This window comes from Flavobacterium suncheonense GH29-5 = DSM 17707 (assembly GCF_000430025.1).
In the GTDB taxonomy this organism is placed as follows: domain Bacteria; phylum Bacteroidota; class Bacteroidia; order Flavobacteriales; family Flavobacteriaceae; genus Flavobacterium; species Flavobacterium suncheonense.
Map to the genome: position 1 here is coordinate 1 of NZ_AUCZ01000004.1, position 12,150 is coordinate 12,150.

Here is a 12,150-nt window from a genome sequence, read left to right on the forward strand (position 1 = left end):
GATGCGACACAAGATTTCTGTGAATCTGACAGTCCAACCGTAGCCTCATTGCAGGTTAATGAAACTGGTGTGATATGGTACGATGCACCAAGTGGAGGCAATATCCTGGCACCAACAACGGCTTTAGAAGACGGGGTTACCTATTATGCAGGAATGGTAGATAATGTGACTGGTTGTTTAAGTTCTTCATTATTAGGTGTAACCGCTCATTTTAGAACAAACAACCCGGCAACAATCAATGGAGGATTGGTAACTACTTGTGTTTTAACATCGGTTACCTATACAACAGAACCTAATATGGACAATTATGTTTGGAGCGTTAGTAACGGAGGTCAAATTACAGCAGGAGGAGGAGTAAATGATGATTTTGTAACTGTAAACTGGCAGCAACCTGGTGCAAATTCGGTAGGTGTCGAGTACAGTAACAGTTTAGCCTGTAATCTGGTTAGTTCGGAAACCTTGAGTTTGGTTGTAGAAATATGTGTTGAAGGAGTATCGAGTGATCCGTGTCTTACTGTTTATAACGAGTTCACACCAAACGAAGATGGCTCTAACGATGTGTTTACCATTAAATGTGCAGAGTTCTATCCTAACAATAAGCTTGCAATTTATAACCGTTACGGAAATCTGGTTTTCCAAACCAGAGGTTATAAAAACGACTGGAAAGGTATTTCAAATGTTAGCAACACTTTCGACGGAAATGTTTTAGCAACTGGAACATACTATTATACTTTCGAGACAGGAGAAACAGAAAACGTAACGAAATCAGGATGGTTATTCATAATGCGATAGGTGTCTTACCTATCGCATTCTAATCCTTTAAAATAAAAATTTATGAAAGCGAAGATAAATACCACATTATCAAAGTTAATCATCGGATTAGCTTTGGTTTTCCTCCCTAAACAAATAACAGCACAACAAAGTCCGGAGTATACTCAGTATATGTACAATACGATGATGGTTAACCCTGGTTATACAGGTTCAACAGGAGCCTTAGAAGCGAATTTACTCTTGCGGAAACAATGGGTCGGCTTAGACGGAGCACCACAAACCGGTACCCTGGGAGTTCATTCACCGGTAGGAAGTAAAAAAGTGAGTTTAGGCTTAAATGTTATCAGCGACAAATTGGGACCTTCAAATGAAAACACCTTAGCCGGAAATGTTTCTTATACACTAGATCTTGGCGTTCAAACTAAATTGGCTTTTGGTCTGAAGGCAGGAATAAGAGTGTTAAATATTGATTGGTCCAAAGGAAGGTTTTACGATAGTAATGATGTATTGCTGAACAGTAATATAAACAATAAAATGATGGGACTAATGGGTTCCGGAGTTTATCTGTATTCCGAAAAATGGTATGCAGGAGTTTCGGTTCCAAACTTTCTCCGATACGATTATTACGATGATATTCAGGAATCGGTTGTGTCTGATAAACTGCATTACTATTTTATTGGAGGCTATGTGTTTGATTTGTCAGAGTCCATTAAATTCAAACCTTCTGTTTTGGTAAAAGCTGTAGGAGGCGCACCATTGTCAACAGATATTTCGGCTAATTTTCTGCTTCAGGAAAAAGTGACATTAGGGGCTTCTTACCGTTGGGACGATTCAGTTAGTGCTCTGGCAGGAGTTCAGTTTCTCAAAGATTTCTTCTTGGGTTATTCCTTCGATTATACCGTAACCGAATTAAACAAATATAACGACGGAACACACGAGATAATCCTTCGTTACCAACTACCTCAAAAAACTTCAACCATTAAGTCGCCACGTTTCTTTTAATACTAATGCATATGAGAAAAATATATATACTAGGGATACTGTTGTGTACAAGTACCTTATTTGGCCAGTTAAAGTTAAAAAATGCAGAAAAAATGTTCAATCAGATGTCTTATGTAGAAGCGTCAAAATTATATGAAGAATATCTGGAAAGCGAATCCAATCCTTCACTCAAGACAATTACCAACATAGCGGACACATACTACCATCTTAACGATATGCGAAAAGCGCTTACGTGGTATCAAAAGTTGTACGACATGCAGAGGCAAAGCCTTTCCGATACTTATATGTTGCGTTATACTCAGGCCTTAAGAAGTGTAAGAGATTATGATAAAGCCAATCAGATAACGAAAGAATACCTTAAGAACAAAGGAGATAACGAACAAATTAAACATTTTGCTTCCAATCAGAAATATTTGGATAGTTTGTCTAAAAGGTCGCCTTTGTACGATTTGAGAAATTTAGAAATCAACAGTCCGAATTCAGATTTTGGAGCGGCTTTTTTTGGAAATCAACTGGTGTACTCTTCGAGTAAACAGGGTGCAGATAGCGACAGCAAAATTTATTCCTGGAACCAGCAGCCTTTTTTAGGTATGTATGTGACAGACAGGAATATTTCAGACGGAGCACTAATCAACGAACAGTTATTTCTAAAAGAGATAAACTCAAGTTATCACGATGCCACAATAACCTTTGCGCCAGATTTAAAAACGTTTTACTACACAACGAATACATTAAAAGGCAACAGGTTGAAAAACGACAAGAAAGGAACCAACAACTTTCAAATCATTAAAGCATGGATAGAAGGCGATAAAGTGGTTAAAACCGAGAAAATGTTTTTCAATAGTTTAGATTATAGCGTGGGGCATCCGTGCTTAAGTCCGGACGGTAAATGGTTGTTTTTTGTGTCGGATATGCCCGGTGGGTACGGAGAAACCGATATTTATGTAGCAGAGGTGTTTCCCGACGGAAAAATTAACACCCCGGTTAATGTTGGTCCTACAATCAATACCATCGGACGTGAAATGTTTCCTTTTTACAGTAACGGTGTATTGTATTTTTCTTCCGATGGGCATTATGGTTTTGGCGGGTTGGATATACTGGAAAGTAAACACGACGGTAAAAATTTCTCCGAGCCTAAGAATTTGGGCGAGCCGGCAAACAGCAATAAAGACGATTTTGCCTTCATTATTGATTCGGAATCAAAATTCGGCTACCTGTCTTCAAACCGCGATACCGGTAAAGGAGACGACGATATTTACTATTTTACCAAGAAAAAACCGGAATGTTTTCAAATTGTACAAGGGAAGGTTATTAGCGTAAAAGAAAAAGAAGGACTATCCGGAGCAACAATAAAAGTTTTTGATGCTTTTGGCGACCTTAAAAACGAGATACCAACCAGACCAGACGGCACATTCGAATTCCAATTGCCATGTGACCATACCTATAAAATAAACGCGTCTAAACCAGAGTACAGCACACAGGAGAAAGAGTTAACCACTTTAGGAAAAGACGGAGATATCCATAAAGTAGATTTCGAACTTAGCAAGCTGGAAGATTTTGTAGTGAAAGACAACGGCAACGAAAAAATAGACATTAACCCGATTTTCTTCAACTACGATAAATGGGATATAACACCACAGGCAGCTGCAGAATTGGATAAGGTTGTGTATGTGTTGCAGAACTTTCCAAAAGTAAAAATCCGTATCGAATCGCATACAGATTCCAGAGGGAAAGATTTATACAACTTGAAATTGTCCGATAACAGAGCCAAATCAACCCAGACCTATATTTTGTCTAAAGGTATTTCTTCCGATCGCATAGAAAGTGCGGTAGGATTTGGTGAGACCAGATTGAAAAACAGATGTAGTAATGGTGTAAAATGTTCAGAAGAAGAACATTATGTAAACCGAAGATCAGATTTTATTATTGTAGAGAAATGAAATAGAAATTCATTATAAAACAATTAGGTATTAATTTTTAAAGCATAAAAGAGCTGAGATTTATTTCAGCTCTTTTACTTATTTTCCTTTTATAGATGAATGATTTTTTTAATTCCAGAATTTTAGAATTTTTAAAAGCTAACTGCATTATCCTTGCAGCCATTTTAATTGTATTATTTACAATAAATACCGCAAAAAAGCGGCGATAAAAAGCAATATTAAAATATATAGTTGAGTACTAATTACTGAAATCTAAACGCTTTTTCCATCAATTCCTGTTCATTTCTTGAAATTCCAATATCCTTTGCTAAGGTCTTCCAATGTGCTGTAGCTTCAAGAACTTCTTGTATAATGGTCTCCATTTGTAAGTTATTTAAACGGAAATATTCACCAACACTTTTTGCTAATTCAAAATCAAGAGCATTATTATCTAGATCAATGTTCAGTGCTAAACCTTCTTTATCGATAGATGGATTAAGGTCGTAAGCCGGTGAAAGTATCCAGCCGTCTTTTGTTAGGATAAAACCGTGGTTTCTTAAATGGTCGTCGGTGTTGGAAATAGCAATATTGAAGATTATCCTGCGCCATAGCTGGTGCAAATTTGCCTCAATGTTAGTTCCATAAGTACTAATAAATTCTGCTATATCCAAGTAGCTTGCCTGATGATCGCGTATTGTGTCTTCGTTGTTCCCTGTCATGGTCATGGCTGAAGCAAAGTGTATCCTCCCTCCATTTTCGCGGTCGAAGCGTTTTGTGAAAAAGGTATTATGGTTGCCCAATATTCTGTCTATGCGACATGGTGCCATTTCAATTCCTGCTTTTATGGCTAGTTGATAAGCCAGAAATTCCCAGGCGGCTTTATCGATAGTATCAGTTTTGGAGGGGAATTTTGCTATCCAAAGGTTTTTATCGGCATCTAAGATGTTTGCTTTTGGTCTTGCGCCTCCCAATGATGAACCGGGGGCTATAAGTACCGTTAACCATCTGTTTATGTCCTCATTTTCTATATCATTTTCAAAAATATAGGCAGCGTTTTGAAGTTCGCGAATAGACGACCAGGGTGGGGTTGAAGTTGTTTTATTATTGTCTAAAAAATCTCCATTTGGGTCTGTTTTAAAGCGTAATGCACCCATACGACTTTCGTCATATACCCCTAAAAGAAAATCGATGTCGTAAAGTGTAGGTGCTTTTGTTTTATTCACTTTTGCCCACTGTGCGGCTCTGCGTTTCATTAGTGTTCGTCCCCAAGTGTCTGGCATGCTGTCTAGGAAAATGCCAAAATTTTCTTTTTGGTTTGGGTATTGTGGGCCATTATATAAATGAATGTCTGGGTCGAGCATGAATTTTTGTTCCGATTTGAGCCAATCGTTATCATATTCGAAACTGAATGCTTTTTTTCCTTTGGCTTGTTGTGCTGAAAGGATACCAATGATTTTAGGTTCCTGCATACCTAGCCAATGTGCGTAAACGTATATGTCTGTTTTGTTTATGGACATTTCAGATTTTTAATAGATTATAGTAGGTTGTGTCGTTTGTATAAATAACTTTATTTTAATAGTTCAAGATCCTGTAGTTTTCTTCCCAGTTCATCATCTGCAGCAAGTTTTAGGAAATCGTCCTGAAGACCTAATACTCTTAAAACATTAAAATAAGCACCAATAGCAACACTAGGATTACCTTTTTCTATTTGATATAAAGTTGTTCTAACAATATCAGCTCTTTCTGCTACCTGAACAGCAGTAAGTTTCCTTCTTTTTCTGGCTAACTTTATATTTTCTCCCATCTGTTCTAACGTCTTTAGATGCTTAGGAAAAATGGTTTGTTTTTTTTTTCTCATTTTTATGAATGTTCATTAATATGAACAAATATAGTGTTTATGTTCATAATAATAAACATTTTTGTTGTTTTTATTCTCCTGTAGTTTATTGGCAATGTATCAAACTTAGTGATACAACAATTATCAATACCTAGCAATTTAATAATCAGTAATTACTAAAAGGATAAACCTGAAAATAGCAAATACCAATCTCTTTTTTTATAAGGTTCTGGTTTGTGTGATAAGGTATTTAAGTTATAAATGACGAAAAAAGATTTCTTTAAAACATTTGTTAATTATGGATTCTACCATAAACAACTAATCAGTCTTGCTTTTTAGCTGCAAAATATGTTTTCATCATATAAGGGGTAATAGCTTTAAGAGGTTTCTCATAAACAGGATCAAAGCCTGGTTTGTTATACAATTCAATTTCATCACCAGATTTGCAATACCATAAAATAGGTTTACCGTCTTTAAAAAAAGTAGTGGTATCGCAAGGCCATATTCTTCTGAAATCGGTTAAAGACTCGTCAAATGGAATTCTTACAAAACCTTGTGTTTCCGTAGTACAATCCACAACTACATAATGGTCTTTTTGCCACTCCATACATTGCTTTTTAGGAAAAAAGATTTGTTTAACTGAAAAACCTAGACCTAAAACCGTAGCGAATACCAATAATAGAATTGTAATTTTTTTGTTGTTTCTCTTTTTGTCGGTTGTAATAGTAAGTTTTTGTGGAAAGTCTGTATAGGGTAAGTCTTTCGTATGTTTATTAGTTGTTTTAACAAATGTAGCCGTTGGATTTTTTTCAATAATATCAGTAGTAGTATCCGTATTTTCTTTTTTAGAAAATTTCAAAAAAGGTCTTGGCTGAAAATCTACCAAAATAGCAGCCATGTTTACAGTTTCAAAATCTGCGGGTTCCGTTTCTCCCTTTAAAAAGTTTTCAATAGGTCTAAACTTATCAGTTTCTTCTTTTAATTTTTTCCTGCAATCTACACTGAATTTGTATTTGAAAAACGATTCAAAAACTTTTGAATCATCAGGATTGCTATTGTCTTTAAAAAGTTCAAAACATAAGTTTCTCAATTTTGCTCTGGAAGGATTTAGAAAGACATCGGCATGAACACCATTTTTCTCAATCTCAAATTTTTCCCGTATTCCTTTTTTGTATTCCTCAGAAGTATTTTTTGTCATAATCAAATCGGATTTTTTAGGATTTTTCAGGAATTCTATGGACTCCTGCGGAATTGCAGGAATTTCAGGAATTCCGTATAAATACCCGAAACAAAAGGCTTTTACTTTGCCTCAGAATTAGTTCTTGTTCTATTTCGCGATAAGAACAAATGTACAAAACTACTTCTACAAAGTGTTGCCAAAAATCGCTTTGAATAATTGTTCGGGAAGTACGATTCTTTCACTGCGGTTTAGGCACACTACACTTCCCAACTCAAATTAGCATTGCTGTTCAAGCAAGTCCGGGATATGCCCGGAAGGCAATGCCTATGTCTAATTTTAATACAGAAAAAAATGAGAAAAATAGTTTTTTTGACTGCATTTGTAGTATTGGGTATAGCAGGTGTTTCTTGTTCATCCGATGATTACGAACAGGTAAATGTTCACGAGAAAGGATTCAGGAACAATGGTAGTACTGGTGCTGTTTTTTCAAGAGAAGGTGATACAATCAATATGATTGATACACTTCAAATTACGCCACAAGTTGGAGGGCCGGGTGATGATCCAATTATTGTTCCGCCACCACCTCCAAGACCATAAATAAATTATTACATTTTGTTAATAATTACTAATTTCGGGGAAAGTAACAGTTATGGTACGTTCCCCGTTTTTAATTTTAATTACCGGCATATTTTTTTTCTCGTGTAACGATAGTATCAAGGAAGATGCCTTGCAAGCTGTAAAAACTGAAGCTCCTTTTTTTAGAGAAAAAGCATCTCAATGTTTTAATAAAGAAGTTTATGATAGCGCCTTTTTTTATTTTAATAAATCAAAAGAATTATATGAAATAGAAAAAGATACTGCAAATATTGGGTATTGCTTGTATCAAATGGCAATGGCTCAGCAAACCTTAGGTGATTATTACGGTAGTGAGGAAACGTTAACAGAGTTATTGAAATTTAAAATTCCAGATTATATAGCACCGGCATATAATCAATTAGGGATAATAGCAAAGGAGCAAAAAAATTATGACGATGCCTATGAATATTATGCTTCAACTTTAGAAAACGCTAAGAATAAAGTTGAAAAAATATCACCGCTTAACAATATAGCTGTGATTTGGATTCAAAAGAATGAACCTTCCAAAGCAGTTACTATTTTGGAATCAATTTTAAAATCTGCTGTTTTTAGAGATACTACGCTTAAAGCTAAGAAGGCAAGGGTAATGGATAATTTAGGATATGCTTACTTTAAAATAGGTCGAAATAAAGATGCCTTGGCTTTTTTAAATAAAAGTCTTGAAATCAGAAATAAAGAAAGTCTTAGTTATGATGCTATTGAAAGCTATTTGCATTTAGCCGAATTTTATCAAAAAAATAATTTGTCAAAGTCTGATGAATATGCTCTTAGGGCATATCAGAACGCAACATACCATAAAAGTATAGACGAAAGATTAGAAGCCCTTTCTTTTTTAATGGCTAATCATATTAAACCAGGTTTAAATCAATATACGAATCAGTTTTTAAGGTTAAATGACAGTATCACCGGGGTTCGCAATAACGCTAAAAATCAATTTGCTAAGATTAAGTACGATTTCCAAAATGAAAAAGACGAAAATCAACGGTTAAGAATTGAGCGAACAGATAATCTTTTAAAATTGGAACGTGCCAAAAGGCAAAGACTCTTGTCAATTACAGGAGTAAGTGTGTTGGCGTTTTCAATTATTTGGATAGTACGATTTTTTAAGAAGAAAAACAGAAAAGAAAAAATTAAAGCCGTTTACGATACCGAAACCAGAATTTCAAAACAATTACACGATGAACTCGCTAACGATGTTTTTCAAACCATTTCATACGTGCAGATTCAGGAACTTCCAAATTCTGAAAAAAAGGAAACCCTTTTAAACAGTTTGGATAAGATATATAAAAAAGCAAGAAATATTTCGAGAGCAATTACAGATATAGATACAGGCAATCAATACCAATTCCATTTAAAACAAATGCTTTCGGAATACGCCAACGAAGAAATAAAAGTGATTATAAAAGACAATCATGATATTAATTGGGATAAAGTAAATCCGGAAAACAAAGTAACAATCTACAGAGTTTTGCAGGAATTAATGGTTAACATGCGAAAACACAGCCAGGCTAACATTGTTGTGGTCGGATTTGAAGATATTGGAAAGAGTATTCAAATTAGTTATTCAGACAACGGTATTGGAATGCAGGAAGAATTAAAATTAAAGAACGGACTTAAAAATGCGGAAAACCGTATTCTTTCGATAAAAGGAACTCTTACTTTTGAAACAGATTCCGGAAAAGGATTCCGATTAAATTTTTCAATACCCAAATAATAGTTTATGTTTAGAAAAGTTCTTGTTGTAGACGATGTAGATTTAAACGACATTGCGGTAATGCAGGTTTTAAAAGAGTTGAAGGTGCCAACTATAGAATCTTCCAAATATTGTGATGATGCGCTCTTGAAAATAAAGCGTGCCCTTCAGGATAACCAGCCTTACGAGTTATTAATTACAGATTTGTCGTTTAAGGAAGATTATAAAACTAGCATATTAAATTCAGGTGAAGAACTTATAGAGGCAGCCAAAAAAATCGATTCAAACCTTCGAGCAATAGCTTTTTCGGTTGAAGACAAACCCTATCGCATAAAAGCATTGTTTGACAAATATAAAGTAGATGGTTTTGTACTAAAAGGAAGACGCAGTATTGAAGAATTAAAAACAGCAATCAGCAATGCCCATAACGCTGAGAAGTTTATTTCTTCAGAATTAAGCAATATTTTAAAAACCAAATCGGTTGGTGAAATTGATGATTTTGACATTAAGGTTTTACACTATCTGTCGGTAGGAATTCAGCAGGAGAATATGGAAGCGACGCTAAAGGAAGCCGGCATAACACCAAACAGTAAAAGTACTGTAGAGAAAAGGATTGCTAAGTTAAAAGATTATTTTAAGGCGAATAATACAGTACATCTGGTAGTAATAGCCAAAGATCTCGGAATAATATAACTCTTAAGTTTTTTAATTCATAAAGCGCTCTTATAGAGTGCTTTTTTTATACCCATAAAAAAAATCCTCACCTTACGGTTTTCCGTAAGGAATAGTTTTCGGTTCCTCATAAGTTTGATTATTGCTATTGATGAATGAAGAAACAGTTATTTTTTGGTTCGGTTGTAACAGTAACTTTTGGAAGCTTAATTTATGTGCTGTTCAGAAGCGAATCTTTAAAAATGTTTAATTGGCTCGACGCAATAGCTTGTTTTGAAGTAACACAAAGTATACGGAGCAATACGCTAAAAGTTGTAGAAGTAATTCCGGATTGGGTATTATATTCTTTACCTGATGGCCTTTGGTTGTCATCCTATGTCTGTTTGGTTTTATTGATTTGGAAAAACAAAATCAACAAAGAAAGCGCAATATGGATATTCGGAATGCCGGTAATGGCCATTATGTCTGAAGTTGGACAATTCTTCAGGATTATTCCAGGCACTTTCGACTGGATGGACATGATAATGTATGTGTTAGGAACAGCGTTTCCGTTAGAGTTTTATAGAAGAACAAGAACAAATAATTTTAAATAGAGATGAAGAGAAAAGTACAACACCTGTTTTCTGCCCTGGTAATTTCAGGATTTTTAGTTGCTGCATACGGCAGCGGAGAAGATAAAAAAACTGTTTCAACAGAAGCAAGTTTAAATCAAGAAGCAACAGAAAATGAGAAACCCGAAGTGGAAATATTAAAGCAAACAGCTAATTATGAGGCTACAATGGATACTTACACAGTGCATTGCAGGGTTAAAAATAATTCAGATGAATTAATCAACTATCTAGACTTGAAAGCTACCTTTTATAATAAAAAAGGTGATATAGTTGGAACAGGAATAGGTAACGCTGCAAATTTAGCAGCAGGTGCTGAAAAGACTATTGATGTAATAGGTTTTGATATTCAAAATGCCGAAAACTATGAGGTAGAAGTTGGAAATGTTTTAAAATAATAACTAAAAAGATAAAGATTATGGCATTAACAAACTGCAAAGAATGCAACTCAGAAATAAGCGATAAAGCTTTTGATTGTCCAAAATGTGGCGCAAAACTCAGAAAACCGGAAAGGAGCTTTTTTGGAAAAATAATTAAATACACTTTCATAGTCTTCAATCTCTTAATGTTACTTTGGTTTGTTACAGGAGTAGGAAGTGCGGCACAAACAGTTGATGCTGCAGCAAGTGAAGCAGAGCAGGCAGGAGCAGCAATTGGTACAGGCATTGGTGCAATGCTTATCATAACCATTTGGGTATTTGGAGATTTAATATTAGGAATCATGACCTTGTTAACCCGTCCTAAAAAGTAAAATCATGGAACTACAAACACAACTAAAATCCTTAGCTGATAAAATACATCAGTTAAAGGATAAAATAGAAACGGAAGAATCAACGAAACACGCTTTTGTGTTACCATTCATCAATACACTCGGTTATGACACATTCAATCCATTAGAGGTAGTGCCGGAATATGTGGCAGATATCGGAATCAAAAAAGGAGAGAAAGTAGATTATGCCATTGTTCAGAATGGAGAGCCTATCATGATAATCGAATGTAAAAACTGGAAAGAGAATTTAAGTGTTCACGGGTCACAATTATTTAGGTATTTCCACGTAAGTAAGACACGTTTTGCGTTGCTGACTAACGGAATACAGTATCAGTTTTTCACTGATTTAGACGAGAAAAACAAGATGGATGAGAAGCCATTCTTTGAATTTGATATAACCAATTTGAAAGACAGTGCCATAAACGAGGTGGCAAAATTCCACAAATCAAATTTTGACATTAATAAGATTCTTGACAATGCAAGTTCACTTAAATATATCAAAGAGATTCGTAAACAAATTGATAGTGAGATAGATAATCCTTCACCAGAATTTGTTCGGCTATTTGCCAATAAAGTATATAATGGGAGATTGACTGAAAAAGTAATGGATGAATTTACAGAACTTGTTCAAAAAGCATTTGGTCAGCTTATTGGCGAAAAGATAAACGAGCGGTTACATTTGGCCTTAAATAAAGAGGTAATCATTCAGGAAAAAGATCAAATTGAGGAATCTGAAATATCTAAAGTTACTACAACAGATGAAGAACTCGAAGCTTATAGAATTATAGTAGCAATTCTTAGAAGAAAAATACCCGTACACCGGATAGTGCACCGCGATACCCAATCTTATTTCGGAGTACTTCTCGACGATAACAACCGTAAACCACTTTGCAGATTGCATCTTAACGGAGGTAAAAAGTACATTGGCCTTTTCAATGAAAATAAGAACGAAAACCGTCAATTAATTGAAAGTATTGATGATATCTACAATTTTGAGAAAGAGTTGTTGGATACGGTTGGGTTGTATGAGTGTGAAACTAATTAATTTTTATAGCATGAAGAA

At 35.0% G+C, this 12,150-nt stretch carries 13 protein-coding genes; 10 read left to right on the forward strand and 3 right to left on the reverse strand.

Going from position 1 to position 12,150, the window contains the following annotated elements; genetic code table 11:
- From G498_RS15295 to G498_RS0102220, 3 genes are all read left to right on the forward strand, one after another.
- Positions 1-792 (forward strand): gliding motility-associated C-terminal domain-containing protein (locus G498_RS15295; RefSeq protein ID WP_026979642.1); only part of this gene is annotated, 792 nt, incomplete at its 5' end.
- 42 nt (positions 793-834) lie between these two features.
- Positions 835-1,773 carry a PorP/SprF family type IX secretion system membrane protein gene (locus tag G498_RS0102215; RefSeq protein WP_026979643.1) on the forward strand — a complete coding sequence of 313 codons (939 nt, stop codon included), beginning with the start codon at positions 835-837 and terminating at the stop codon, positions 1,771-1,773.
- Between the two features lie 92 nt (positions 1,774-1,865).
- A complete protein-coding gene (locus tag G498_RS0102220; RefSeq protein ID WP_240470430.1) occupies positions 1,866-3,713 on the forward strand; it encodes an OmpA family protein in 1,848 nt (615 codons plus the stop codon).
- Between the two features lie 242 nt (positions 3,714-3,955).
- Here the strand turns inward: G498_RS0102220 and G498_RS0102230 are convergent, their stop codons facing one another.
- From G498_RS0102230 to G498_RS15300, 3 genes are all read right to left on the reverse strand, one after another.
- The gene (locus G498_RS0102230; protein WP_240470431.1) at positions 3,956-5,161 is read right to left on the reverse strand and encodes a type II toxin-antitoxin system HipA family toxin; all 1,206 of its coding nucleotides are present in this window, start codon (positions 5,159-5,161) and stop codon (positions 3,956-3,958) included.
- 98 nt (positions 5,162-5,259) lie between these two features.
- The gene (locus G498_RS0102235) at positions 5,260-5,550 is read right to left on the reverse strand and encodes a helix-turn-helix domain-containing protein (protein ID WP_026979646.1); all 291 of its coding nucleotides are present in this window, start codon (positions 5,548-5,550) and stop codon (positions 5,260-5,262) included.
- 301 nt (positions 5,551-5,851) lie between these two features.
- On the reverse strand, positions 5,852-6,727 hold the full coding sequence (locus tag G498_RS15300) for a hypothetical protein (RefSeq protein WP_051269647.1): 876 nt from the start codon (positions 6,725-6,727) through the stop codon (positions 5,852-5,854).
- A gap of 333 nt (positions 6,728-7,060) precedes the next feature.
- Here G498_RS15300 and G498_RS0102250 point away from each other — a divergent pair, with 333 nt between their 5' ends.
- The 7 genes from G498_RS0102250 (at position 7,061) to G498_RS0102280 (ending at position 12,132) form a co-directional block, all read left to right on the forward strand.
- The gene (locus G498_RS0102250) at positions 7,061-7,306 is read left to right on the forward strand and encodes a hypothetical protein (RefSeq protein WP_035754122.1); all 246 of its coding nucleotides are present in this window, start codon (positions 7,061-7,063) and stop codon (positions 7,304-7,306) included.
- A gap of 52 nt (positions 7,307-7,358) precedes the next feature.
- Complete coding sequence (locus tag G498_RS0102255; protein WP_026979648.1) at positions 7,359-9,059, forward strand: tetratricopeptide repeat-containing sensor histidine kinase; 1,701 nt, start codon at positions 7,359-7,361, stop codon at positions 9,057-9,059.
- Between the two features lie 6 nt (positions 9,060-9,065).
- A complete protein-coding gene (locus G498_RS0102260; protein ID WP_026979649.1) occupies positions 9,066-9,731 on the forward strand; it encodes a DNA-binding transcriptional response regulator in 666 nt (221 codons plus the stop codon).
- A gap of 221 nt (positions 9,732-9,952) precedes the next feature.
- Entirely contained in the window at positions 9,953-10,303 is a 351-nt protein-coding gene (locus tag G498_RS0102265; RefSeq protein WP_240470432.1) for a DUF2809 domain-containing protein, read from the forward strand.
- A gap of 2 nt (positions 10,304-10,305) precedes the next feature.
- Entirely contained in the window at positions 10,306-10,716 is a 411-nt protein-coding gene (locus tag G498_RS0102270) for an FxLYD domain-containing protein (RefSeq protein WP_026979651.1), read from the forward strand.
- A 20-nt stretch (positions 10,717-10,736) separates the two neighbouring features.
- Entirely contained in the window at positions 10,737-11,069 is a 333-nt protein-coding gene (locus G498_RS0102275; RefSeq protein WP_026979652.1) for an FmdB family zinc ribbon protein, read from the forward strand.
- Positions 11,070-11,073: 4 nt separating this feature from the next.
- A complete protein-coding gene (locus G498_RS0102280) occupies positions 11,074-12,132 on the forward strand; it encodes a type I restriction endonuclease (RefSeq protein ID WP_026979653.1) in 1,059 nt (352 codons plus the stop codon).
- The last annotated feature ends 18 nt before the right edge of the window (positions 12,133-12,150 follow it).